The following is a 25,453-nucleotide window of genomic DNA, read 5'->3' as shown; positions in this document are numbered from 1 at the left end:
GTGGGATCAGAAAACTCAGAGCGCGCCAATATCGCGCAGCACGCTGGCGATTTCCGCTCGCGCGGCCTCACCGAGCGGCATTTGCGGATGCATTGGCGCACCGACGGCAAAACCCTGCAGATCGAGCGCCGTCTTGATGCAGGCGGCGATCGAATATTTCGCGAAAATCTCGTTGACCTTCCACATCGGCCTTTGAAGGTCCATCGCACGCGTCCAGTCGCCGGCCTTGGCCGCCTCGTAGAGTGCAATGCTCTGCTTGGGCACGATGCAGGCTGGACCGGCCATCCAGCCGACCCCGCCAATCATCATCACGCAGACCGGAATATGCGCGGAGGCTGCAAATACCTCCATGCGGCCACGGGTCCGCTCAATGATCGAAAGCAGCCGACCCGTGTTGGTCGAGGCGTCCTTGATGTAGCGGATGTTATCGATCCTGCTCAGTCGTTCGATGACCGGCAAAGAAAGATCGGACCGCTGGAACTGCGGATTGGTGTAGAGCACCACCGGACGACCCTTTCCCGCCTTGGCGATGGCGGTGAAATAGGCTTCGACGCCCTCGTCACTGACCGGGAAATACGCTTCGAGGATCGCCAGAATGCCATCTGCGCCGGCCTCGACCATGTATTCTGTCTGGGCAACGGCATCGGCAGTGGATGTCGACGCCACGCCGGCGACAACGGGAACCCGGCCCCGATTGGCCGAGATCACGGTGTCGACGACGCGGCGTCTTTGCTCTTGGGAGAGATAGGCAAATTCACCCGTGCTGCCGAGCGGCGCCAGACCATGGACGCCAGCGTCGATCAGATGATCCACCAGATCCGTCAGCACACCTTGCATCACCTGACCGGCGCTATCGACCGGCGAGACGAGATAGGGAAATACACCGCTGAAAGACATGGTGGACCGCTCCTTGTTCTTCGATCAGTTCGGCTTCACGTAGTAGGGAAGCGTATAACCATCGGAGCGACCGGCGTAGTTGATGTCGCTCTTCACCGCCCAGGTATTGGCGAGGTAGAAAACCGGAATGACACCGAGATCCGTCATTGCGATTTCAGTGGCCTTCTTCAGAAGTTCCTCACGCTTTTCGTCGTCGAGCGTTGATCGGGCTTCGTTCAGAGCCTTGTCGAACTCCGGATTGGAGTAACGACCGCGATTGCCCTGACCGGCCTTTTCGCCGTAGGTTTCGAGGATCGGTCCGAGAACGCCGGAAGCCTCACCCGTTTCAACAGCAGCACCGCCCATGATGAACGAAAATTCGAGGTTCGAGGCGCGTGTGAAATAGACGCTGCCCGGCAGCGTCGCGACTTCCGTTTTCACGCCAACACGGCTGAAGAACTGGCCGATGGCCTGCGCAACCTTGCTGTCATTAGGATAACGGTCGTTCGATGCATGGAAGGTCAGCTGGAAACCGTCGGGATAACCCGCTTTCGCCAGCAGTTCCTTAGCCTTGTTCGGGTCATAGGCATCGACCTTGATGGCCGGATCGTAACCGAAATACCCTTCCGGAACGACCTGACCGGCCGGCACGCCCTGGCCGTCCATGATACGGTCGACAAGCGCTTCACGGTTGATGGACAGCGACAGCGCGCGACGTACTTCCGGTTTCAGAAGCGGGTTCTTGCCATCAGCCCCCTTCGCGAAAGGCGATTCCTCACGGCCCTGATCCATATGCAGGTACATGATGCGGTTGCCGGCAATGTTGACGACCTTCATCTTGTCCGAAGCTTCCAGACGGCGGGTATCGGCCGTCGGGATGTTTTCGATCATGTCGACATCGCCCGAAAGCATGGCGGCCACGCGGGCGCTCGGGTTCTTGAAGACGCGGAAGGTAACCTTGTCCCAGGCAGCCTTTTCACCCCAATAGGTATCGTTGCGCGCAACAACGACATTGTCGTCCGGCGACCAGGAAACGAACTTGAACGGGCCGGTGCCAACAACACCCTTACCGGTGTTCATCTCGCCGGTCGTAACCTTTTCCATTTCGGCCGGAAGCATGGCGATACGGCTGAGGTTGTTGAGCAACAGCGGCGTCGGGCCTGATGTCTTGATGCGGACCGTCAGAGGATCGACAGCTTCGACCTCGGTAATGGCCTTCACATAAGCGGCAAACGAGCTTGGGCTGTTGGTCGAGGCAAGCGGAATACGCTTGATGCTGGCGACCACGTCTTCAGCGGTAAAATCGCTGCCGTCGTGGAACTTCACGCCTTCTCGAAGCTTGAATTCCCAGGTCGTGTCATCAACGATTGTCCAGGAAACAGCCAGAGCCGGCTGGATCTGCTGCTTGTCGTCCTGGTTGACGAGACCATCGAAAATGTTGCGCGCCATCGCGCTGTTCGGGCCGACGACATAGAATTGCGGGTCCATGGACGTCGTAGAGGCAGACAGGCCAACGGTCAGATCCCGGGCCTCGCTCGCGAGCGGCATGGCAAAAACGGACGCTGCCATTGCGGCTGCGAAAACAGAAAATTTCATAACGGGGACTCCTCCGGGTTGTCCGACCCGCGCTCCCTGCGGGTAAAAGACGAATTAACGTTTTACCTGGCAAAAGAAAAATTGCATTTTGTACTTAAGCCATGCCGTAATGTTATGTGAGGGACTGCAAGTTGAGGCTGAAACCAAGACAGGTCGAAGCATTTCGCGCCGTAATGATGACCGGTGGCATCACTGCTGCCGCCGAGGCCATGAACGTTACGCAGCCTGCTGTCAGCCGCCTAATCCGCGATCTCGAAGATATCGTCCAAATGCGACTGTTTGAACGCGTGGGCGCGCGATTGGTGCCAACCGCCGAAGCGACACAGTTCTACCGGGAAGTCGAGCGACTTTACCTCGGCCTCGACCAGATCGCCCAGGCGGCAGACGACATACGGGCACACAAGAACACCGTCTTGCGGATTGGCAGCGTCACATCGCTGGTAAGGCCTTATCTTCACAAGGCAATTGTCGAGGTGATTGGTGACCGGCTGGATATTCCGCTGGTCATTGACGTCGAAAACAGCCGCTACATCTGGGATATGGTCGACCAGAACCGGTATGATCTCGGGCTGGTATTCGCCTCACCCAGAATGGCGGACAAGAACGCCACGCCTCTGCACAGTTCCTACGCGGTTGCGGCAATGACGGCGGATCACAGATTGGCATCCCGTCAGGTCGTCACGCCTGGCGACCTGCTCGATGAACGTGTTCTTATCCCCGGCAGAAATTCGCCTTTGCGGCTGGCGCTCGACCGCGCCTTTTCGACGGAAGACCATCAGCCGATCAGCACGATGGAAACGTCCATGCTCAACTGTTGTTACTTCGCCGCCGCGGGCATGGGGGTCGGCATTGTCGACCACACCAGTCTCCGTTCCGCCGATGCGAAGGTGGTGGCAATACCGTTCGAGCCGAAGATTGAGGTTTCCTATTACGCCATACGCCCTGTCGGAGCGCAGAGAATAGCCGTGCTCGATCGGTTGATCGAACGGATGCAGCAGATGATGAGTGCAGCGGGCTCGCAGTAGCGATAAACAGCGAGCCCTAAATCTCAGGCGACGGCCTGAGCACCCGTGATTTCGACTAGAGAACCGCACATGAAGGCCGCCTCCTCAGACGCGAGGAATGCCACCAGTGATGCAACCTCTTCCGGTTTGCCAATGCGGCCGAAGGGTACGAGCTTGTCGAGGTCGGCAATGGTGCGTCCCGAACGCTTGACCCCCGCTTCCAGCATTGGCGTGTGAATTTCACCGGGGCAGACCGCGTTGACGCGCACGTTGCTGGGCGCATAATCACGGGCGAGGTTCTGAGTGAAGCTTGCAACCGCTGCCTTTGTGACGTTGTAGGCAATGTGGTTCGGTGCCGGGTAAAGCCCCCATTGCGACGCGGTGTTGACGATAGCGCCGCCACCGGCTTCGATCATATGCGGAAGCACTGCCTGGCAAAGATGGAACATCGCATCGATATTGACGGCAAAGCTCAAACGCCAGTCCTCCGGCGTCAATGACAGCAGATTGCCACGCCTGTTGATACCGGCATTGTTGCAAATGACGTCAATCCGGCCCTCGTGAGCAATCACATCGTCGATGATGGCGCGGCAGCCCTCGGCGTTCGAGATATCACTGGCCACGGCCCGGGCAGAGCCGCCCTCACCCCTGATCTGGCTTGCCGTTGACTCGGCTCCCTCGCCATTCATATCCGTGACGATGACGTGGGCGCCCTCTGCCGCAAAACGGCTGCTGATGGCGCCGCCGATACCACCTGCGGCACCGGTAACTATAACGACTTTGTTCTGGAAGCGCATGTCTGATTACCTCATATAGCTGCCACCATTCACGTCCAGCACAGCGCCGTTAAGGGAGGCCTGGGAAGGACGGAAGGCAAATGCGGTGATTTCGCCGATCTCTTGCGGGTCGGCCATTCTGGCGATGGGAATGCCGGCGAGCGCTGCCGCCTCACCATGTTCGGCAATATAGGCTTCGGCCATCTCTGTGCGCACCCACCCCGGCGCCAGCGCGACAGAGGTAATGCCCTCGTGCCCATGGCTTTGTGCAATGGACTTGGTGAGATTGATCAGTGCAGCCTTTGATGCGCCATAGGCCATGGCGCTCGATGTGTAGCCACGCTGCCCTGCACGGCTCGCCATGTTGACAATGCGACCACCGCCGTTATGGCGGAAGTGCTGGATGGCAAGCTTCGACAGATCGACGGCAGACAGGAAATTGACCTGCATCTCACGCGCCCAGACCCGTTGCCACTCGTCCATCGGGGCGTCGATTGCCACCTCCGAGCGGATACCGGCATTGTTGACCAGCCCGGTAAGCTTGCCTGCCACAGCAATCGACTGATCCCACAAAAGCTGCGCACCCTCGGGACTGGAGAGGTCCGCGGTGACGGCCGAATGGCCTTCCCCCAGGGTTCTCACCAGCGTTTCGGCAACGTCGCGATTGCGGCCGAAATGAACGACAACACGCGCCCCCTCGGTAGCAAGAGCCTGACAGATGGCCTGCCCAATGGCGCCCGTCGCGCCGGTCACGAGGATGGATTGTCCGGAAAGTTTCATAGTTCCCCCACTTGCGGTCCCCAGGTATCCGACATGGCAAAACCTTGGGCAAAGGGATCTTCTGGATCAAGCCGCAGTTGCTGCCGCCCGAAAACATAAGCCTGACCCGTGATACGCGGCAAAACCGCGGGACGACCGGCAATATCGGTCTCGCCGAGGATCTCGGCCGTGAAGGTTCCACCGATTATGCTGCGTGAAACCCTTATGTCTCCGACCGCAGCCATATGCTTCGCATGAAGGATGGCAAGATTAGCCGACGAACCAGTTCCGCATGGAGAGCGATCAACCCGTCCCGGCTTCAGTGTTGTGCAGGTGATGACGGAGCCATCCGGTTGATAATCGCGGAACATCACATAGGCGATCTCATCCAGACTTGGAATTTCCGGATGGCTGACCTTGATCTGACTGGACAGAAGCGCCTTGATTTCGGTACCGGCTTCCGCCAGGGCACGCGCGGCTTCGGGCTCGATCCGCATCCCAATCTGCGCAACATCGATCTGTGCGTAGAAGACACCGCCAAAGGCAATGTCCGCCGTGATCAGCCCCCATTTGGGTGTGTCGATGGCCACTTCGAGTTGATGCACGAAGGCGGGCACATTATCGAGACTGACCGACAGGCAGCGGCCGCCTTCGCATCTGGCTCGAGCGACAATCAACCCGGCTGCCGTATCCAGGCGAACGACCGTTTCCGGCTCGACCATCTGCAAACGACCGCTTTCGAGAAGCGCCGTCACGACGCAGATACAGTTGGAGCCGGACATCGGATGCGCCCGGTCAGGCTGCAACACGATAAATGCCGCGTCGGCGTCCGGTCGGGTCGGCACCAGAAGCAGATTGGTGGTGTGCACCACCTGGGCACGCGGTTCGCGCGTCAAGAACAGACGCAACGAGGGGTCCACATCATTCAGATAGTTCATCTTATCGAGAATGGTCTCACCGGGAATGTCCGGAGCACCCCCGACAAGCACATTGCCGCTTTCGCCCTGGCAGTGGACAAGCAGGATATCGAGCACCTTGTCGAAGGTCATTTCAGATACCATCCCCATGGCTCATCGCTGACCAGCCGCGTGATCTGCTTGGTCTCCAGATAATTGTCCAGCCCCCACCGGCCCAGTTCACGACCAATGCCTGACTGCTTGTAGCCGCCCCAGGGCGCTTCGGTGAATGTCGGCTGCGAGCAATTGATCCAGACGATGCCGGCCCGGAACGCTGCGGCAACCCGTTCGCAACGGGCATCGTCGGCAGACATGACAGCCGCCGCAAGCCCGAACCGGGACCCATTGGCAAGCCTGATCGCCTCTTCCTCGGTTTCGAACGGACGTATGCAGACAACAGGGCCGAAAATCTCCTCCACCCAGGCATCACTGTCGAGCGCCACATCCGTCAGGATTGTCGGCGAAACCCAGAACCCTTTTTCAAACCCGTCATACCGACCGCCACAGGCAAGGGTCGCGCCTTGCTCGACGGCCCGGTCGATATGGCGCAGCACATCATCGTACTGTCCTTCGTTGACGAGAGGCCCAAGCAGCGTTCCAGCGTCTAGCCCATTGCCGATCCTGATCTTGCCGGCTTCCTCGACGAGCCGGTCAAGCAGTCTCGGATAAAGACCAGCCTCGACCAGTACACGCGATGTCGCCGAGCAGACCTGCCCCTGGTTCCAGAAAATGCCGAACATGATCCATTCAACGGCCTTTTCGATGTCGGCGTCGGCGAAGACAACGAAGGGAGATTTGCCGCCAAGCTCAAGGCTGATGCGTTTGATGTCCTTCGCGCCGGCCGCCATGATACGCGCGCCGACCGGACCCGAACCGGTGAAGGCAACCTTGTCAACATCGGGGTGGTCGACCAGAGCCTGCCCGACCACCGACCCCTTTCCGGAAAGGATATTGAGGACGCCTTTCGGCAACCCTGCAGTTTCCGCAATCACACCGAGTTCGAGCGCCGTAAGTGATGTCGTCTCCGCTGGCTTGAGGATCATGGTGCAGCCGGCGGCAAGGGCCGGGGCAACCTTCCACGACGCCATCAGCAACGGGTAGTTCCACGGCACGATCGCGACGGCAACACCAAGCGGCTCACGCACGGCTTTCGAGATAAAGCGGGCATCGGCAAGTTTGATGTCCTCAACCTCGCCATCCAGCTCCTCGGCAAGATCGGCGTAAAAGTCGAAGCAGCCGGCAGCGTCGGCAAGATCCCATTCGGATTCCGGCAGGGGCTTGCCGTTGTCACGGGTCTCCATCTGCGCCAGATCGGGCAGACGGTCTCGAATACCCTGCGCAATGGCACGCAGATAGGAGGCGCGCTCCTTGCCAGACAGTCTTGGCCACGGCCCATGGTCAAACGCTTCACGCGCAGCTTTTACTGCAGCATCCGCCTCTGTCCGACCGGCAGCCGCAATGTGATGAATGACCTCTTCCGTCGCCGGGTCGATCACCGGAAGAATGGCACCGTCTGCAGGAGCGATCCATTGGCCGTCGATGAAAAGTCTGTTCTGCATGGTATCCTCACACGATTATGTCTGACCGAACGTCCATCAGAAACGGTCGATACGATAGGGGTGCATGTCGATAGGTGGCGGGGCGCCTGTGATGAGATCTGCCATCAGCCGCGCAGTCGTGGCGGCGTAAGTGACCCCGAGATGGCCGTGACCGGTGGCGTAGAAAATGCCTGACGTCTTTGCCGAGGCGGAGAGAACCGGCACCGTGTCAGGAAGGGCGGGACGATGCCCCATCCATTCGGAAAAATTCTCGCATTTTAGGTTGGGCAGAGCGGTCTGCGCCCGTCGCACCGTCACTTTTGAGCGCCGATAATCGGGGGCCGCGTCGAGACCCGCCATTTCGACCGTACCACCGACCCTGATGCCACCCGCCGTGGGCGTGACCATGAAGGCGCGGGCCGGCCAGATAATGGAATGACGCATGGAGATACCGGGCGTCATGATCTGGGTATGATACCCCCGCTCGGTCTCCAGCGGGATGGGCTCACCAAGAATTTTCGAGAGGCGGCCACTATGGGCACCGCCGCAGATCACGACTTTGTCGGCGGAGATCGAGCCGCCATCTGCGAGTTTTACGGCCGTGACGCGATCGTTCCTATCGAACCCCACCACTTCGCCGCGTGCGACGGTACCACCAAGAGCCGTGAACTTGTCCGCTAGACGGTTCACCAGGCGGAAAGGATCGCGCAGGCTGCGGTTTTGTGGGAACAGAACCGCCATGCCAATGTTTTTTGCCAGCGCCGGCTCCAGTTCACGCGCCTCGTCGCCGCTCAGGCGCTGGTGTGGAAAATCAAACCGCTCGAGGAGCTCGATGTGTTCACGGTCGGCACGAAACTCCTTCTCATCGAGATAAAGCGACAGGCAACCTTCATCGGTCAGCTCGCCTTCCAATCCGGTTTCCCGAAGCAGAGGAAGGAGATCGTCAAAGACGCGTTTGCAAAGTGCTGCCCCCTGCGCTTCAAGCTGGCGCAATTTTCCCGGACGTGAGGCGGCGACAAAACGGGCGAACCAAGGGAGAAGCTTTGGCATATAACCGGGGCGAACGCGCACCGGCCCTTCAGGGTCGAGCATCCAGCCGGGGATCTGTTTCCAGATGGATGGGCGCGAGGCGGGCATGAATTCAGTCACGGCAATGGATGCCATGTTGCCATACGACGCCCCGCGTCCGATCTCACCCTTGTCGACAAGAACCACCTGGTGCCCGCGCTTCTGCAGCTCGTAAGCGATGGCTGTACCGATGATCCCTGCGCCGACAATCACGGTTGTCATGCTCGCATTCTCCATTGATGTCATGGCGGTGGGCGCCAGGACGCCCACCGGTCTTTTTTCACCAGTTCAGGATGGGCTGCATGGCGGCCTTGAATTCAGCCTTCTCTTCGGCGGTCAGCTCGCCGAGCGGTGCACGGCAGTTGCCGACGGACAGACCCTGCAACTCGCAACCATATTTGACCTTTTGAACGAACTTTCCGCTCTCGAGAATGTTCATGGCCTTGTAGAGCACGATCATCTTGTCGCGGGCCGCCTTGAGATCACCGGAGCGGAATGTCCGATCAAGGTCGACGCAGGCCTTTGCCATGCAGTTGGCAGGGCCGCAAATCCAGGAATCCGCCCCCCAGAACATGAAATCGAGAGCAATATCGTCAGAGCCCGAGACCAGTCCGATACGGCCGTCGTAACGGGAATGAATATCGACGGCGCGCTGAAGCGAGCCCGAGCTTTCCTTGATGCCGATGACGCGTGGGTCATCAGCCAGCGCATCGAGAATGTCGAAACCAATCTCGACACCGTCCTTGTAGGGATAGCTGTAGAGCACGAGGTTGATATCCGTTTCATCGAGCACCCTCTGGAAATGCGCCAGCAATTCGTCCTGCGTCGGGCGTGTGTAGAACGGGGTCGCAAGCAGAACCGTGTCGTAGCCGATCTCCTTGGCCTTCAAAGTATTTTCGATGACCTCCCGGGTTGCCGGGGCGTTGGTACCGGCGATCAGGGCCTCGCCTTCAATGGCGAAATCCTTCACGAACTTCAAAACCTCCAGCCGTTCGTCATTCGACATGGCGGAATATTCTCCGGTCGAGCCCATCGGCACCCAACCCGTGACGCCGGCGGCACGCAGTGCCGTCAGGTGCTTTTCATAGGCCTTGAAATCGACCTTTCCATTGGCATCGAACGGGGTGATGAGAGCGGGCATTACGCCAGACAATTTCATAGATGCATTCTCCTGTGGCAGATGCGCTAAAGGGCAAGTTTCTTGAGGATTCGCCCTTCAACAAGCGTGACGGCGCGGGTGATTGGAAAAGCGATGACGAAATAGATCAGCGCGACCACTGTCAGAACCTCGACGGGTCGCGCCGTGTTGTTGGAGATGTTCTGGCCGACAAACATCAGGTCAGCCATGCCAACGGCTGACACCAGCGCACTCTCCTTGAACAGGCTGACGCAGTTGGAGAGGAGCGTCGGGATTGCCCGAAGAACCGCCTGCGGCAGCACGACACTGGTGACCTGGATACGTGGGGGAAGACCAAGCGCGACGCAGGCATCCCGCTGTTCCGGTCCGACAGACCTGAGGCTGGCGCGGAATGTCTCGCTGGTGATCGCTCCCATATAGAGCGTCAGGGCAATGACACCGGACATGAAGTTCGACAGTTCGACGCCGAGGATCAGCGGCAGGCAGAAGAAGATCCAGAAAAGCTGGATCAGTACCGGCGTACCGCGAAAGAACTCCACGTAGAGCCCGGAAACAAAGCGAAGGACGGTGCTTCGCGATGTTCTGGCAAGGCCGACGATAAAGCCCAGTGAGCATCCAAGCAAAATGCAGACTACCGTTAGCTTCAGCGTGGTAAAAAGCCCAAGCAGCAATGCGTTTTCGAAACGCGCCAGGACCGAGAAATCGAGTGACATCACATCCTCCTAGCTTGCCAGCAACTGGCGTCGACGCTCCAGAAACCCAACGATCTGGGTGACGGGAAACGAGACAGCGAAATAGATCAGGGCAACGACCGTGAAGGTTTCAATCGGGCGATAGGTTTCGGTCGCCAGCGACTTGCCCTCGTACATGAGGTCGGCAATCGCGACGATCGCGACCAGAGCGCTCTGTTGGAAGATGACGATGCCGTTTGTCAGCAGCACTGGCACGGAAGCGCGAAAGGCAGTCGGAAACACGATGTATAGAATGCGCTGCCAGGGATTGAGGCCGAGCGCAATTCCCGCGTCGATCTGCTCCTTCGGCACCGCCTGGATCGAGGCGCGATAGGCCTCGGCATTGAACGCGGTCAGGTTCAGCCCCAGCGCCATGATGCCCATCGTGATCGGATCGAGAAACACGTCGAACAACATTGGCACGCAATAAAAGATCCAGACAATCTGGACGATTGCCGGTGTGCAGCGAAAGAATTCGACAAACAGCATGAACGGCACTCTGACCAACCGGTAGGGGCTCATCAGCAGCAGCGCCAGACCGAAACCGGCGACGATACCCATGATGTTTGCGGCGACAGTCAGCTCAAGCGAAACCCATAGCCCTCGAAGGAGCGGCGCGAAGGAAACGGCATTGAAGTCGAACGTGTAGTTCACGGCCCCCTCCTATTGCTTGATATGGAAAACGCGGTCGATGAACTCCTTGGTGCGCTCTTCCTTCGGCGAACCGAGCACCTGTTCCGGCGGCCCGTCCTCCACCACCACGCCACCCGCACAGAAGATCACCCGCGAGGCGATGTTCTTGGCAAACCACATGTCGTGCGTGACGATCATCATCGGCATGTTCTGCGCCGCCAGTTGCATGATCACCTGCTCCACCTCGCTGACAAGTTCCGGATCAAGCGCCGAGGTCACCTCATCGAAAAGCATCAGCTTCGGGTCCAGCATCAACGCACGGGCAATGGCAACACGCTGCTTCTGTCCACCTGACAGTTGCGCCGGATAGGCCTTTGCCTTGGCGCCAAGTCCGAACCGTTCTAGCAGGGCCTGCGCCCGGGCTTCCGCTTTCGCTCTTGCCTCACCGCGCACCTTGCAGGGTGCGAGTACGAGGTTCTGGATGACGTTGAGGTGCGGAAACAAAGTGTAGTGCTGAAACACCATGCCGATCGAACGGCGAACATCGGTGTCGATGACGGTTTTTTTGCCCGCCCCCTCCGAGAAAATATAGGGTTTTCCATCAAAACTGACGGCGCCGCTGTCGATCTGCTCCAGCCCCATCATGACGCGAAGCAGAGTGCTCTTGCCGCCGCCACTTGGTCCGATGACGACGACCCGGTCGCCAGGCTTCATTTCAATATCGATGCCCTTGAGCACCTGAACTGCACCATTGCCATAGCTCTTGTGCAACGACTGCATTTTCACGAGGGGAAGACTGAATGACATGGTCATGGCCGATCTCGGTTTATCGTAGCGTCGAGAAGAGGCTGCCGACGGAGACCGCCGGCAGCCGGCGAAGTCAGTTCGAGCCCTTGAGAACCTGATCAATTGCCTTCTTGATCAGTTCGTCGACGTGACCGGTTGCAACCCGTTCTTCGAGGAAGATGTTCACGACCTCGACGTCAGAGGCCGTCATTCCATGCGGTAGGCCGAAGGACACACCCTGTTTGGCAAGCGCCGGCTTGGGGTTGAGCGCCATTGCCCAATCGGGATTTGCCTGGGTCAGCAACAGATTGGTGTCCGAAGCATCGACGAGAATATCGGCGCGTTTAGAGGTCAAGGCCAGGCGCGTCTCGTCATTGCCGGGCAACCGCATGATGGTGGCGTTCTTCACGGCAGCGGAGATTGCCTTGTCCTGTGCGGTACCGGACATCACCGCGATGGTGACACCTGCCTTGTCGACGTCAGCAACGGACGAGGCGCCTTGAGGGATTTTCGGGTTGTTTTTGTTGTAGGCGAGAGAGATCTGATACTCCATCGCCGGGATGGAAAACTGGACGGCCATGGCACGCGCAGGCGTCCTGTTCAGCGCCAGCGACACGTCCCATTTTCCAGCCTGAAGGCCAGCCACGATGTTGTCCCAGGTGGTGTCGACAAACTCCGGCTTCACCTTCAGAACGTCAGCGAATTCACGGCACAGATCAGCATAGAAACCGGAGTAATCACCGGTGGCGGGATCGCGCATGATGTAGGGTGGTGCGACGGCGGCACCGCATTTCAGCACTCCCGCCTTCTGCACACCCTGCCAGTAGCCTTCTGCGGTCTGGGCGTGGGCGGATGTGACAGCGAGACCTCCCAGAAGGGCGAGCGCAGGCAGCGCCCGCAGTGCGGACGTTATCATCTTCGAAAGCATCGGCATTCCTCTTTGCTGTGCGCGAAGCGCGTTTGTTCCACTCGTCGGCTAGAGCCGTTTCTATTGCTTATCTCTGTCGGCTTCGTGTCGACTGAGCATTATCAGTCAACATGGTGTCGACAAAGTCAAGCGGAAATTTTACATTGCTGTGACGATGGATTTCTGGCCCAATGCGGGCTCTGAAAGTGAAAGGGACTTAAGTGTCTGAAGAAGTTGAAGTGAAGCGGGTGCGGGGAACAGGCTCGAGAAGTGTCTATGAAACGCTGCGCAACGAGATTCTGTCGCTGGCGTTGCCACCCAGACAGCTTCTTGATGAGACGACTTTGGCGGAGCGTTTCAACATGTCGCGCGCGCCGGTGCGCGAAGCGCTGATCCGGTTGGGGTCCGACGAACTAGTTGTGACACTTTCAAACCGCAGCACCATTGTTGCCCCGATCGAGGTCGCGACGTTTCCAAAATATGTCGAAGCGCTCGACATCGCCCAGCGCATGAACACCAGGCTTGCCGCTGCGCTGCGCACCGAAGCCGACCTGAAGATCATCGCCAAGTGCGACAAGGCTTTCGCCTCAGCGGTAAAGACGGGCAATCACCTTGCAATGTCCGAGGCCAACAAGGAATTCCATATGGCGATTGCCCATGCCGGCAAAAACCAGTACCTGGCCTCCTTCTACGAGAAGCTGCTTTCGCAGGGGCAACGCATGCTCCATCTGCACTTCGAATATCTCGAACGCACGCATGAGGGCTATCTCCTGACCGACGAGCATAGCCTGATGCTCAACGCCATCCGCGATAAGAATGTCGACCTCGCCGACGAACTGGCGCACGCCCACACCCGGCAGTTCCAGGACAACTTCATCAATTTCATGCGCGAAAACTATGCGACGGACGTTACATTGGGCCCGTTGCGCGCTGCGGAGTAAAAACCATGACCATTGAATCGATTGGCTTTGTCGGCACTGGTGCCATCACCGAGGCTATGGTCCGAGGACTGCTGGCGACGCCTGCCTATGCTGGCAAGGTACACCTTTCTCCACGCAGCGCCGATATATCTTCACGCCTTGCTGCTGACTTCGAGACCGCATCGGTCGCCAGGGACAATCAGGCGGTCGTTGACCAGAGCGACGTCGTCGTTCTTGCCGTCCGCCCGCAGATCGCCAAAGAGGTTATTGAGCCACTTTCATTTCGGGACGGTCAGTCGGTCGTCAGTGTCATCGCTGCAACCGAACGGCAGACCCTTTTGGAGTGGATCGGTGCTGACGTACATCTGGTTCAGGCGATCCCGCTGCCCTTCGTTGAAGACCGCATTGGTGTAACCGCAATTTTTCCGCCGGACGTTGAGACAGCGGCACTTTTCGATGCACTTGGCAGTGCCGTTCAGTGCGAAAGCAAAAAAGAATACGACCTGCTGGCTGCAGCCAGCGCACTGATGTCGACCTATTTCCACATTCTGGACGCGGCAACAGATTGGCTTGAAGACAATGGTCTCGACCGGGCGAAAGGACAGGCTTATCTGGCGCCGCTCTTTCATGGTCTCGCTGAGAGAGCCAAAAAGTCGCGTACCAGCTCCTTTGGCGAACTCAGCCGTGAATTTGCGACGAAGGGTGGCCTGAACGAACAGGTACAGGTGGATTTCGACAAAGATGGCGGCACAACGGCTCTGAAACAGGCTCTGGATCGCGTTTTTGCGCGTATCACCGGGTGACAGCCAATTTTATTGCGAGAAGTCCGCTTGCTTCGGGAGTATCGGCAAACATGACACGTTACGTAATTATCGGCGCAGGTGCGATCGGGGCCAGCCTTGCCGGACAATTCGAACTGACGGGTATCAGCTATGCACTCGTCGGTCGCGGCGCTCAGATCAAGCATATCCAACAAAACGGATTGAGTTTCCAGCGCCCATCCGGAACACGACAGATCAACTTGAACGCTTTTGATCTCAGCAATCCTCCGGAACTCAACTCCGACGACATCCTGTTGCTGACAGTCAAATCGCAGGATGCAGCCACGGCATTATCCTTCTGGTCCTGGCGTCCGCTACAAGATCAAAACGACGGTGTGGCCGCCAGCCTGCCGATCGTCACGTTCCAGAATGGTCTCGCAACGGAGGCTGCGGCTCTCAGGACATTTTCCCATGTCTACGGCGCCAGCATTATGACGCCTGCCCGGTTTACGGAAACCGGCAAGGTAGCAGTGGGCGGTGACCCGCAACTTGGTATCGTTACAGTTGGGCGCTTTCCTTCACGGAATGATGCAACGAGCGAACTGATTGTCACCGACCTGATCCGGGCAGGCTATCTTGCCGAAACCAGCGCAGACATTCGCCGCTGGAAATCGGCGAAGCTGCTGCACAACGTCAGGAACGCCCTCGAACTCTTCGATGGCACGGATGACCAGGCCGGTTCAATCGGTGCAGCGCTCGGGCAGGAGGCTCGGGATGTTTTGCAGGCTGCGGGCTATTCGCCCGCATCACCGATTGAGAGAACCATCGATGTATCAAACTGGAAAACAGCGGAAAACAGCGGCATCCAGTCCGGTCAGCAATCGACATGGCAAAGCTTCAAACGTGGAGCTTCGAGCGAGGTCGATTATCTCAACGGCGAGATCGTCCTCCTCGGCCGCCTACACGGTGTCCCGACACCCTATAATGCGGCGGTTCAGTTGCTAACGGGCAAGCTGGAGCAAAATGGCGGCTTTGACGGAACACTGTCCCTTGCAGCAATACAGGCGCTCGTCGACCGCTGATATGTTGTCGGCCGGTGTGTATCGTCCCGCCTTAAATCAGTTTGGTTTGCCGCACCTAATGTTACTGAACAGCAGAGAGTTAAAAGCGGACAATCGGGATTGCTACGCTTTGATACAGTTCCCGCAAATCTGAAAACATTCGGGATACGTCGGCTGCATAGCCTGATTTCGTCATGAACAACGACGAAGGAAACACCTATGCCCGTGATCAAGAATAATGTCGCCGAAAGACACGTCGAGGCTCGCCGCATCCTCGCAGCGCTTGCGGCAGCCATGCTCGTGTCAGCAGCCCACATCTCGAATGCAGCCGCCGCAGACCCCCAAGTGTCCACAGCCGACGAAAGCATCCGTCCATTCCAGGTCCATGTTCCTCAGTCCCAGCTTGATGACCTGCGCAGACGCATCGCCGACACCCGTTGGCCGGACAAAGAAACGGTTGGTGACATTTCGCAAGGCATTCAGCTTGCCAACGTGCAGGCCCTCGTTCGTTACTGGGGAACAGACTATGACTGGCGCAAGGGCGAGGCACAGCTCAATGCATTGCCTGAATTCATAACGAACATCGACGGCGTCGATATTCAGTTCATCCATGTCCGCTCTCGTCACCCGAATGCCCTGCCGGTCATCTTGACGCACGGCTGGCCCGGTTCCCCTTTCGAGTTCCTGAAGGCAATCGGACCTCTGACCGATCCAACCGCCTATGGTGGCCGGGCGGAAGATGCCTTTGACGTGGTCATTCCATCGATCCCCGGTTATGGCTTCTCCGGCAAACCAACGGAGTTGGGCTGGGGTCCAGATCGGACGGCCCGTGCCTGGGATACGTTGATGAAGCGGCTTGGATACAAGCACTATGTTTCTCAGGGCGGAGACCACGGCTCGGTTATATCGGATGCCTTGGCGCGACAGGCTCCGGAGGGCCTTCTGGCTATTCACCTCAACATGCCGGCGACCGTGCCAGGAAACCTCATGAAGGCAATCAATAGCGGCGATCCCGCTCCTACCGAATTGACGTCGCCGGAACGTGATGCGTTTCAATCGTTGAGTACGTTCTTCGGCCGGAATGCAGCATATGGTGCCATGATGGTCACGCGACCGCAGACAATCGGCTACTCGCTCTCGGACTCGCCTGCGGGGCTTGCTTCCTTCATGTACGAGAAATTCGCGCAGTGGAGCGACAGTGACGGCGTACCGGAAAAGGTCCTATCGCGCGACGAGATGCTCAATGACATCACCTTGTATTGGCTGACCAACACTGGGGCTTCGTCATCGCGCTTTTACTGGGAAAATAACAACAACAATTTCAGTTCAGAGACGCAGAAAACGCAGGACATCAAGATACCCGTTGGGATCACCGTCTTCCCGAAGGAAATCTACCAGGCACCGGAAAGCTGGAGCCGGCAGGCCTATCCAAATCTGACCTACTATAACCAGGTAGCCAAAGGCGGACATTTCGCTGCCTGGGAACAACCGCAGATCTTTGCGGAAGAACTCAGGGCAGCCTTTAAATCAGTCCGTTAACATCGCCGCCGCGCGGCTAGGAGAAAGAGCCGCGCGGCATTCCGAAAATGAACTGCTCTGGCCATTGCCGATGGGCTTTGGGGCGCCAGACTTTTCAGGAAACGCCAATCTCGCTCCGTACAAATAAAATCGCCCCGCGTCCTCGGAAACGCGGGGCGAAATACTGTCTACGAATACCGTGGGGGATATGGACGCTGGAATGATTAAGGCGCGTAGCGCGTAAAGACGTAGTCATGATCCTTGACGTTGCCGACATGGCACGAAAGACAGGTCTCATGCTGCGCAATGTCTACCGGTTTGCCGTCAACAAACCGCCCAAAGCCCCATCCGTGGCTGTCGGGATATTTTTTCGAATCCTTGACCATCACCTGCACGGTTGTTGGTGCACCAGGAACAGTCGCTGGCTGAAATTCGGTCGACTGCTGGCGCTTGTACGCCAGCTTAACCAGAACCGAGCCATCAGGGAACGGCAATGTCCCCTTTTTATAGGCATCGACGGCAATGTCATTTCCAAGAACCGCCCGCAACTCATCCAGTGGCGGCGCCTCCTGCGCTGGTGCAATGAACTTCCAGTCCCGATAACCGGCCGGAATGGTCACACCATAAATAGGCGAGGCATTCTCCGATGGAACATCGGTCGCTCTGGAATAGGATGCCGCACCACCAAAAACTGCAACGGACACTGAACAGACACCCAGTACTGCGTATATCGGCTTCATCAATCTTCTCCTGCACCTTTAGATATCGCGGCACAGGTTGAGGCAGCCATGTATCTCCCGGATTTCATTGGCACCCGGAAGTGTATCGTAATGTAGTCCGAAGGCACCCTCGTCCTCGATCTTCAAGTGCGTCAAAAGTCAAGTTGGAGCATTGCTCAGACGTTGGAGCGCCTGTCCGCCTCTCTTTCCAGACAGAATCGTATGGATCGTGGGCTCTAGCTACGTCCGGACGCTTTATGGGCCCGACGGAAGACTGTCCGCTGTTTGTCCATCCCCACACGAAAAGCAGGCAAAGCCTCGCCACCGCCGTCAGACTGTGGCCCAAAAGTTTGGACAGGCGATCGTATATGAATTCTGGGGCGAATAGCGAAAGTCGCGATATGTATCGCCGGACCATTACGATACAGTCCATTGAAATCAATCTCCCAATTGAAGCATATTAACGCAGGGTTTGAACCGAACGGGATATCGCATGGCAAGGCAGGTATCTCATGACAGCATCCAAACGATGGTTTCCGGACCACGGAGCTTCGGGCCCGATGCCTGGAGGCACGTTTCGGCGATACGCCATGATGGGATCAGCTACGGGATCAAGTCTGTCTCGATGTGGACTCATCTCAGCGCCAAGGTCGTGGAAGCCTCCTGCCTTCGCCCTTCCTACAATTCGGACGAAGCTGATTGCTCACGGCTCGTTGTGATGCTGGCTCAGGACAATGCGCGCGTAACGATCGGTCCCCACAGGTCGCGCCGACCCACGCCGACCCACGACACACCGTTTCAGATGTCGGTCAGCGCGCCGGGAGCGCGGCAGTGGGGCTTTTTCGATCAGCCCTCCGGATACCTTCGGTGGCTCGTCCTGCAGTTTGACGTCGGCAAGCTTGGGCAGCAACTAGGCGCGGGTTTCGAGGCCTGCGACTTTCGCCCCAGGCACATGTTCTACGATGAGACACTCTATCATGTGGCACGGCAGTTCGAGCTCGCTTGCAGCGAGGAGGATAGCGGTGAAACACTCCGCGATGATCTCCTCATGCTTTCGCTCCTCAACGCCATATCGCGACTGGAGAAGCCGGGAGAGGACCGCCCCTACGGCCTGTCCCCGACACAACGCCGCCTTCTGGTCGAATACATGCGCTCGCGGCTCGCCTCGAACATTCGGCTGAGCGAACTCTGCAATCTCGTTCAACTTTCGCCATTCCACTTCTGCCGCGCTTTCAAGACTTCTCTGGGTGTTTCTCCACATGCCTGGCACACGCGCGAGCGGGTCCGCGTCGCACAGGCCATGCTATGCGACCGCCGGATGAGGCCAGCCGACGTGGCGCATGCAGTCGGCTTCTTCGATCAGGCGCATTTAACAAAGAGCTTCAGCCGCATTGTCGGCATGCCTCCGGGAACGTGGCAAAGAGTTCGCTGCGGCTGACGCCCACCATCTTGACCTCCTCGATCTTCTCGAACCGCCGACAATGGCCAGTCGCTCGGCCACGAACGATTTAGACGAAAGTCGGACGACCGCGCTCTGCCGAAAGCAAGAACTTACAAGACCCCCAATCAGGCTCGCAGTACTCTTGCGCGGCTGGCATGCAGCGCTTTCGTTCGCCTTCTTAAGGATGGAAAAATCGCATGGACGGGACTTCAGCAACATTTGCACCGACACAGTATCTTCCGTTAAACGACCGGACCCTGGCCTATCGATCAATCGGGTCTGGCACCCCGATCGTGCTGTGCAACCGCTTTCGCGGTGTTATGGATCTCTGGGATCCCGCATTTCTCGATGCGCTCGCAGCGAACGGCTTACGCGTCATCACCTTCGACTATTCCGGGCTAGGGCTTTCGACAGGGACCCCGACATATAACCCGATCGAGATGACGGCGGACCCGCGCGATATTGTTGCCGGATTGGAGTTGGAAGGGGTCGTCCTTGCAGGCTGGTCGCTCGGCGGGATGGTGGCGCAAGCAACGCTTGCCCTGCATCCAAACGGGATCAGCCATCTTGCCCTCCTCGGGACGACACCACCCGGCGATCTGGTCAAACTTGCCGAACAGCTTTTCTACGACCTCGCCGGCAAGGACGTTTACACGATAGAAGACATTACGGCGCTGTTCTTCGAACCGCGCTCCGCAGCCAGTCGGGAAGCGGCTGCCCGCTCCCAAGCAAGAATCGAGGCCCGCAAGCAAGACCTGTGCCCGCCAGTACCAGTGGAATTTGCACGCCCCCTGCTTGCGCATGGTCCCAGAAGCCCGGCCTTCCCCGCTCCCCCCGTACTGCAGATGCTGAAGCAGACGCACATTCCGATCATCCATATCGGCGGCGACCACGACATCATCTTTCCGGTCGAAAACTGGTACGCCCTTAACGAGATGCTGCCCACCGTGACGTTGCTCACGTTCCCGCAGTCCGGTCATGGCCCGCATCACCAGCATCCGCAGGCGAGCGCAGACATCATCGCCAGCTTCGTGTGCAACGTGTGAGGAGAATGCCGATACCAATCGGGCTCGATATCACACAAGCTGCCGAATAGCTCGAACCGTTGGGACCCGGCACGGTCCCGATGTCCGCACCGGCCTCTAATGGAGAATGCATCATGTCTCACACAATCTATGAGACGGAAACGACCGGGCTCCTGATTGTCGACCCGTACAACGATTTCATCTCGCAAGGCGGCGTGCTCTACGGCTACTGCGAAGCCACCATAAAGAGACTGAACACCGTCGAGAATATGAAAAGGGTACTGGCTGCCTGTCGCAAGGCAGGCATCCGGGTGTTCATTGCCCCACATCATCGTTGGCGTGAGGGCGATTTTCTCAGGTGGAAGCATCAGCCCCCGGCGCAGGCAGGCGCGAGCAGCCTCAAGGCTTTTGCGGAAGGCACATGGGGCGGCAGCTTCCATCCGGACTTCGAGCCGCGGCCGGGCGACGCGGTGGCGCAGCAGCACTGGTTGTCGAGCGGTTTCCAAAACACCGACCTCGATCTCCTGCTGAGGCAGAGCGGCGTCGAAAAGGTCATTATCATCGGTTTGCGCGCCAACACTTGCATCGATTCAACCATGCGGTACGCCGCCGAACTCGGATACCACGTCACGCTTGTTACCGATGCCATCGCAGCCTTCAACTCGCAGGAGGTCGCCACCACCGTCGAACTGAACGCACCAGCTTATGCCTCGGCCATTCTGTCAACCGAAGCGGTGATCGCAGCACTTGAAGGGACGCCAAAGTGAGTATGACGCGCTACGCTTCCAGACTTTCCTCCCCGATCGGCGCGCCGGAACCGCTCTCATTGCGAGCCATCCGCTTGATCCTCCTGGTCGCCGGCCTGGCCATGTTCCCGTTTGAGCCGGCCGTGGCGCACGTCAAGTGGTTTGCCCCCTACATCATCGATGCACCACCACAGCCGGTCACCACGGTGATCGCCGATATTTGGTTCTGGATTGGCATTGCACTGGTGGTGATTTTTTTCGCCGGGACGCGGCTGATAGAAATCAGCACCTGGGGCGAGACGATACACCGCGGACTGGATCGCGCGACCGCATTCTTGTGGAACAGGCTCGACGACTATGTCAGGGTTACCGTCGGAGCGTTCTTCGTCGCGATCTTCTCTGTCGGCGGGGTCTACCTCACACCGGACCTCAAGACGCCGAGCGAATGGGTGTCGTGGCTGCAACTGCTCATTGCCGGCTGCATTTTTTTCCGGCCCACAATGCCGCTGGCGGGCATCGGCATCATAGCGCTGTGGCTCCTGGCGCTGCGCGACTATGACCTGTTCCATCTCTTCGACTACCTGGCGCTCGGCGTCGGTGTCGCAGCCTACCTGATCATGGAACCATCGAAAAACGAGGCGTTGCGTTCCCATCGGTTCGAGGCATTGCGATGGGGTCTAGCCATCGCACTGATGTGGTCGAGCCTGGAAAAATTTGCCTATCCGGAATGGTTCTATCCGCTCGTTGAGGAAAAGCCTTTCCTCACCTTCGGCATGCCGCGCGATGTCTTCATTCCAATGGCAGGCGTGGCGGAATTCACCATGGGCTTCGGACTTCTGTGGACACCGCTCGTGCGGCGACTGTCGGCCATCGCCCTGCTCGTCATCTTCACCGCCGCGGTCTGGCCGTTCGGCCGGATCGACCTCATCGGTCACGGCCTGATCATGGCAATCCTGGTGGCGGTCGCCTGCGACCAATGCCGAAAGACACGCATGCTGCCGTCGCTGAAAATCCATATCGCGGCGATCCCGGGTGGTGTCGCCACGGCCCTTCTTGTGTTTGCGACCGCCTATTGGGGCCTGCACCTGACCTTCTACGGCAGCGAATATTCTTTACAAGCGGCGCCCGATGAGCGCGCGACACACTCCTACAATCCCGATCATCCGCATGGGCCACGGGCAGACGAAGGCATAGGTGCACCCCCGACCAAACAATAGGCATCATGGGAAATCTCGGGGTTCAGCTCATGCCACTTGCATTTAAATAGGATTCCTATATATAAGCACTATGGAAACGCCGACGAACCCGACAGCCATTCAACACCGTATCCGCGAGGGCCTTTCGCGGATCGCGATGGTCATGCGCGCCGACGACTGGAACAGGGCGAAACTCGCCGGAATCAATCCGACGCAGCTTTCGATCCTCGAACTGCTGGAGGGACGCAAGGGCGGACTAAGCGTCAAGGACATCGCCCTGCATCTGGCGGTCTCCCAGCCAACGGCTACGGACTCCATCGGCGCCCTTGAACGCAAGGGCTACGTCGAAAAGCGCCAGACAGCGAATGACAGGCGTGGCGTAAGCGTTGGCCTAACGTCCGAAGGTGTCGCCGCACTGCGGGCGGGCGGCACGGTCGAAGGCGATGCCGAACAGGCGACCGGGGTGCTGGACGGGCAGGAGCAGGAGGAACTCCTGCTCACGCTGGTCAAGATGATCCGTACCCTGCAGGAACGCGAGGCGATACCGATCCAGCGGATGTGCGCAAGCTGTCGATACTTCGCGCCATTCGTTCATACCGATGCGGCAAGGCCGCATCATTGCAATTTCGTAGACGCGGCCTTCGGCCAGCGGGAGCTCCGCATCGATTGCCGCGACCATGAAACCGCCGACCCAGCGATCCGGGCTGCCACCTGGAACGCTTTCGTCGAAGGATAATCAACCCTCCAGGCAAACAGAAAAGTAAGGAGAACTTCAATGCTACTGAAATTCGCAACCGGCGCCCTTGTCGCCGGGACGGCAGCGCTATGGCTGACTTCAGACGAAGCCCATTCCATTGAGGCAAAGCCGGCGGAGGCCGTGCAGGCCGCATTCGACATCATCGAGACCACCATCGTCACAAAAGGCGATACAGCGGTATTTACGACACGCGTCCGCGGCGAGGCCGGCAAGGACAAGCCGGACGCGACCGGCAAGTTCGAGGGTTCCAGTGTCTACGCCTATGTGTGGCCGACCAGCCTTAACAGCGGCGAGATCGGCTTCGAGAAGGATCAGGGCATCGTTGCGCTGGCCGTAACCTTCCATCCCGATTTCGACGATGCGGCTTATGGCGGCAAGAACCGCCACATCTGGCATCCGCACTGGGTCGTGTTAGCCCAGGACAAAGCCTGTGGCGGTGGACTCAAGGTCATCGACATTCCGGAAGGCGCCAAGCCCAAGGTTCCAGCGACCTGGCCGGGTGTTCCGCTTCTGATCGATAGCCCAGAATATCCAACGACTTTCAAAGGAGAGTCGGTTGATGTGGAAATCCCGCTGTCTCTGATTAGCGGTATCAAAGGTGCATCCTTTGATGGCGTCACCGCTGGCCTCAAGGTCAACGGTAATCTGCACGCACCGCTGCTGTGCGTCAGCAACGTCTTCAAAGTTGCATCCGGAAATCTCAGTCTGCCAGGTAAAGTGATCGCGGCTGACTGATAACGTCGGTCCGGCGACTGCCATCGCCAGACCGACAAATCTCCCCCTCCAGGCAAATGAAAGGAAAGAACATGACAAGGATTACCCTCATAGACCCGTCCGATGCAACAGGAATGACGGGTGAACAGCTTTCGCAGATCAAGGCCGCTTTCGGCATGGTGCCCAATATGTTCAAGGCGGCGGCCAACTCGCCAGCAGCACTTTCCAGCATGTGGGGCTCGTTCGGGGCCCTGGGCAACGGCCGTCTCGGTGCCAAGCTCGGCGAGCAGATAGCCGTCGCCATCGCTGATCGCAACAATTGCAATTATTGCCTCGCTGCACACACCGGTCTTGGCCGAAAGGCTGGCGCGACCGCGCAGGAAATGCTTGAGGCTCAAGCGGGCCGTTCTGCCGATGCACGCACGGCTGCAGCGCTCCGGTTCGCGATCAAGGTGGTGAACGAGCGAGCGGATATAAAGATCGCCGATGTAGATGCTCTCAGAGCGGCAGGGTTTGATGACGAGGAAATCGTCGAGATTATCGCTCACATCGCGCTCAATCTCTTCACCAACTACCTGAATGTCGCGCTCGATGTTCCGGTCGATTTTCCGGGAGTGAAGCTCACGCGTGCCGCCGCCGCGTAAGCCCCTAGAGGGCGGACCGTTTCCTCTCCGGTCCGCCCACAATCTAAGGATCAAGAATTATGTCCAGCTCTTCAACAACACTTGCGCCTGAATTGGCGGTGAGTGAATGGTTCAATACACCAACCCCGTTGACCCTCGCAGGGCTTCGTGGTCGTCCGGTATTCCTTCATACATTTCAGGTTCTCTGCCCGGGCTGTGTGACGGAAGCCATTCCACAGGTGCAACGCATCGAGCGCATCTTCGCCAGAACCGACCTTCAGATCATCGGGATCCATACGGTATTCGAGCATCATGCGGCCATGTCGCCAGTAACCCTTCGGGCATTTCTGCACGAATACCGTCTGCGATCGCCGGTCGGCGTCGATCTGGCAGAAGCGGGATCCGACATCCCAGCAACGATGCGGCGGTTCGGCCTGCGCGGCACACCCTCGTCCGTCCTGATCGGGCGCGACGGATCCATCCTTCACCACGCGTTCGGGGTTGAGGATGACATCGCGGTCGGCGCAAGGATCGCCACAGCACTGTCAGCACGCGTTCCCGAGATTGAACCCGCTACCGTGAGCGGGCAGGACCGCGAGTGCGCCAACGGACTATGCGAGATCCCCTCATCGTCGAAACACGTTTCGTGAGGTCAAGATGAAGAAATCCGCGCTCGTATTGCGGCACATCCACTTCGAGGATCTCGGCTCCTTCTAGTGAAGTCGGGCGTATTGCTCAGAGGCTGAAGCGCCTGCCTGCCTCTCCTTCAATATAAAATCATGCGGATCTAATCGGTTTATTCGAGCTAGAAGACTGCCGTGACAGGAGCGGCGAAGGCCACTCTTTTCACGCACAGACCAGCGCCATAAAACCTATATTTCGATATTAATCACCATCCGAGCCCGCGTTATTGGAGTCCCCCGGCGGGTGATCTTGGGATGCTGCGATTTACTTTTCAGATTCTGATTTGGGAATTTTGGTGTTGGGGATTAGATTGGTTGCGGGGGCAGGATTTGAACCTGCGGCCTTCAGGTTATGAGCCTGACGAGCTACCGGGCTGCTCCACCCCGCGGCACCATGACTTTGCCTTTGGCGAAGTCTCATTCAGCAGATTTGTCTGCTGAGAAGTTGATATTATAACAAAAAAGGCCGCGATGTGCGGCCTCTGTTATGGGCTTGAGGCCCTTATGTGATGAGAAGATTT

General features: G+C 58.2%; 26 protein-coding genes and 1 tRNA gene. 13 read left to right on the top strand and 14 right to left on the bottom strand.

All coding sequences use genetic code 11. The annotated features are described in order from the left end of the window. Positions 1 to 15: 15 nt before the first annotated feature. Both HWX89_RS15240 and HWX89_RS15235 read right to left on the bottom strand, forming a co-directional pair. On the bottom strand, positions 16 to 897 hold the full coding sequence (locus HWX89_RS15240; protein WP_138794095.1) for a dihydrodipicolinate synthase family protein: 882 nt from the start codon (positions 895 to 897) through the stop codon (positions 16 to 18). Between the two features lie 24 nt (positions 898 to 921). Next, on the bottom strand, positions 922 to 2,472 hold the full coding sequence (locus HWX89_RS15235; RefSeq protein ID WP_138794094.1) for an ABC transporter substrate-binding protein: 1,551 nt from the start codon (positions 2,470 to 2,472) through the stop codon (positions 922 to 924). A 131-nt stretch (positions 2,473 to 2,603) separates the two neighbouring features. Here HWX89_RS15235 and HWX89_RS15230 point away from each other — a divergent pair, with 131 nt between their 5' ends. After that, positions 2,604 to 3,497, top strand: coding sequence for a LysR family transcriptional regulator (locus HWX89_RS15230; RefSeq protein ID WP_138794093.1), 894 nt, complete (start codon positions 2,604 to 2,606; stop codon positions 3,495 to 3,497). A 23-nt stretch (positions 3,498 to 3,520) separates the two neighbouring features. Here HWX89_RS15230 and HWX89_RS15225 read toward each other — a convergent pair whose 3' ends face one another. The 10 genes from HWX89_RS15225 to HWX89_RS15180 form a co-directional block, all read right to left on the bottom strand. After that, positions 3,521 to 4,273, bottom strand: coding sequence for an SDR family NAD(P)-dependent oxidoreductase (locus HWX89_RS15225; protein ID WP_138794092.1), 753 nt, complete (start codon positions 4,271 to 4,273; stop codon positions 3,521 to 3,523). A 6-nt stretch (positions 4,274 to 4,279) separates the two neighbouring features. Continuing rightward, a complete protein-coding gene (locus tag HWX89_RS15220; protein WP_138794091.1) occupies positions 4,280 to 5,032 on the bottom strand; it encodes an SDR family NAD(P)-dependent oxidoreductase in 753 nt (250 codons plus the stop codon). After that, on the bottom strand, positions 5,029 to 6,060 hold the full coding sequence (locus tag HWX89_RS15215; protein WP_138794090.1) for a proline racemase family protein: 1,032 nt from the start codon (positions 6,058 to 6,060) through the stop codon (positions 5,029 to 5,031). The genes HWX89_RS15220 and HWX89_RS15215 overlap by 4 nt, the downstream gene beginning before the upstream one ends. Further along, positions 6,057 to 7,526 (bottom strand): aldehyde dehydrogenase family protein, encoded by a 1,470-nt coding sequence (locus tag HWX89_RS15210; protein ID WP_138794089.1) that lies wholly within the window; start codon positions 7,524 to 7,526, stop codon positions 6,057 to 6,059. The genes HWX89_RS15215 and HWX89_RS15210 overlap by 4 nt, the downstream gene beginning before the upstream one ends. A 36-nt stretch (positions 7,527 to 7,562) precedes the next feature. After that, complete coding sequence (locus HWX89_RS15205; protein ID WP_138794088.1) at positions 7,563 to 8,795, bottom strand: NAD(P)/FAD-dependent oxidoreductase; 1,233 nt, start codon at positions 8,793 to 8,795, stop codon at positions 7,563 to 7,565. 58 nt (positions 8,796 to 8,853) lie between these two features. Beyond that, a complete protein-coding gene (gene dapA / locus HWX89_RS15200; protein ID WP_138794087.1) occupies positions 8,854 to 9,732 on the bottom strand; it encodes a 4-hydroxy-tetrahydrodipicolinate synthase in 879 nt (292 codons plus the stop codon). 26 nt (positions 9,733 to 9,758) lie between these two features. Next, positions 9,759 to 10,424, bottom strand: coding sequence for an amino acid ABC transporter permease (locus HWX89_RS15195; protein WP_138794086.1), 666 nt, complete (start codon positions 10,422 to 10,424; stop codon positions 9,759 to 9,761). 9 nt (positions 10,425 to 10,433) lie between these two features. Further along, on the bottom strand, positions 10,434 to 11,096 hold the full coding sequence (locus HWX89_RS15190; protein WP_138794085.1) for an amino acid ABC transporter permease: 663 nt from the start codon (positions 11,094 to 11,096) through the stop codon (positions 10,434 to 10,436). 9 nt (positions 11,097 to 11,105) lie between these two features. Further along, on the bottom strand, positions 11,106 to 11,888 hold the full coding sequence (locus HWX89_RS15185; protein WP_138794084.1) for an amino acid ABC transporter ATP-binding protein: 783 nt from the start codon (positions 11,886 to 11,888) through the stop codon (positions 11,106 to 11,108). Positions 11,889 to 11,955: 67 nt separating this feature from the next. Next, positions 11,956 to 12,789 carry a substrate-binding periplasmic protein gene (locus HWX89_RS15180; RefSeq protein ID WP_138794083.1) on the bottom strand — a complete coding sequence of 278 codons (834 nt, stop codon included), beginning with the start codon at positions 12,787 to 12,789 and terminating at the stop codon, positions 11,956 to 11,958. Between the two features lie 200 nt (positions 12,790 to 12,989). Between HWX89_RS15180 and HWX89_RS15175 the strand changes: the two genes are divergently transcribed. From HWX89_RS15175 to HWX89_RS15160, 4 genes are all read left to right on the top strand, one after another. Then, complete coding sequence (locus HWX89_RS15175; RefSeq protein ID WP_138794082.1) at positions 12,990 to 13,709, top strand: GntR family transcriptional regulator; 720 nt, start codon at positions 12,990 to 12,992, stop codon at positions 13,707 to 13,709. Between the two features lie 5 nt (positions 13,710 to 13,714). Next, positions 13,715 to 14,491, top strand: coding sequence for a pyrroline-5-carboxylate reductase (locus HWX89_RS15170; RefSeq protein WP_138794081.1), 777 nt, complete (start codon positions 13,715 to 13,717; stop codon positions 14,489 to 14,491). Between the two features lie 50 nt (positions 14,492 to 14,541). Further along, a complete protein-coding gene (locus HWX89_RS15165) occupies positions 14,542 to 15,531 on the top strand; it encodes a ketopantoate reductase family protein (RefSeq protein ID WP_138794080.1) in 990 nt (329 codons plus the stop codon). Between the two features lie 273 nt (positions 15,532 to 15,804). After that, complete coding sequence (locus HWX89_RS15160; RefSeq protein WP_502707600.1) at positions 15,805 to 17,049, top strand: epoxide hydrolase family protein; 1,245 nt, start codon at positions 15,805 to 15,807, stop codon at positions 17,047 to 17,049. Between the two features lie 203 nt (positions 17,050 to 17,252). Here HWX89_RS15160 and HWX89_RS15155 read toward each other — a convergent pair whose 3' ends face one another. After that, a complete protein-coding gene (locus tag HWX89_RS15155; RefSeq protein ID WP_138794078.1) occupies positions 17,253 to 17,768 on the bottom strand; it encodes a cytochrome P460 family protein in 516 nt (171 codons plus the stop codon). 472 nt (positions 17,769 to 18,240) lie between these two features. Between HWX89_RS15155 and HWX89_RS15150 the strand changes: the two genes are divergently transcribed. From HWX89_RS15150 to HWX89_RS15115, 8 genes are all read left to right on the top strand, one after another. Further along, positions 18,241 to 19,185, top strand: coding sequence for a helix-turn-helix domain-containing protein (locus HWX89_RS15150; protein WP_138794077.1), 945 nt, complete (start codon positions 18,241 to 18,243; stop codon positions 19,183 to 19,185). A gap of 200 nt (positions 19,186 to 19,385) precedes the next feature. Further along, positions 19,386 to 20,234 carry an alpha/beta fold hydrolase gene (locus HWX89_RS15145; protein WP_138794076.1) on the top strand — a complete coding sequence of 283 codons (849 nt, stop codon included), beginning with the start codon at positions 19,386 to 19,388 and terminating at the stop codon, positions 20,232 to 20,234. 113 nt (positions 20,235 to 20,347) lie between these two features. Next, complete coding sequence (locus tag HWX89_RS15140; protein ID WP_138794075.1) at positions 20,348 to 20,980, top strand: cysteine hydrolase family protein; 633 nt, start codon at positions 20,348 to 20,350, stop codon at positions 20,978 to 20,980. 2 nt (positions 20,981 to 20,982) lie between these two features. After that, positions 20,983 to 22,176, top strand: coding sequence for a MauE/DoxX family redox-associated membrane protein (locus HWX89_RS15135; RefSeq protein WP_246705185.1), 1,194 nt, complete (start codon positions 20,983 to 20,985; stop codon positions 22,174 to 22,176). Positions 22,177 to 22,246: 70 nt separating this feature from the next. Beyond that, positions 22,247 to 22,891 (top strand): MarR family winged helix-turn-helix transcriptional regulator, encoded by a 645-nt coding sequence (locus HWX89_RS15130; RefSeq protein ID WP_138794074.1) that lies wholly within the window; start codon positions 22,247 to 22,249, stop codon positions 22,889 to 22,891. 39 nt (positions 22,892 to 22,930) lie between these two features. Then, positions 22,931 to 23,647 (top strand): hypothetical protein, encoded by a 717-nt coding sequence (locus HWX89_RS15125; protein WP_138794073.1) that lies wholly within the window; start codon positions 22,931 to 22,933, stop codon positions 23,645 to 23,647. Between the two features lie 71 nt (positions 23,648 to 23,718). Then, positions 23,719 to 24,270, top strand: a complete 552-nt coding sequence (locus HWX89_RS15120) for a carboxymuconolactone decarboxylase family protein (protein WP_138794072.1) — start codon at positions 23,719 to 23,721, stop codon at positions 24,268 to 24,270. A 59-nt stretch (positions 24,271 to 24,329) separates the two neighbouring features. Beyond that, entirely contained in the window at positions 24,330 to 24,899 is a 570-nt protein-coding gene (locus tag HWX89_RS15115) for a TlpA disulfide reductase family protein (RefSeq protein WP_353505692.1), read from the top strand. Positions 24,900 to 25,244: 345 nt separating this feature from the next. On the opposite strand, the gene HWX89_RS15110 is transcribed toward HWX89_RS15115, so the two are convergent. Further along, positions 25,245 to 25,321 (bottom strand) — tRNA-Met (locus HWX89_RS15110). Between the last annotated feature and the right edge of the window lie 132 nt (positions 25,322 to 25,453).

The sequence above is a fragment of the Rhizobium sp. RM genome (assembly GCF_013390595.1).
In the GTDB taxonomy this organism is placed as follows: Bacteria; Pseudomonadota; Alphaproteobacteria; order Rhizobiales; family Rhizobiaceae; genus Agrobacterium.
Note: the sequence above shows the minus strand (reverse complement) of the source record. Positions and strands in the feature narration are given on the sequence as shown.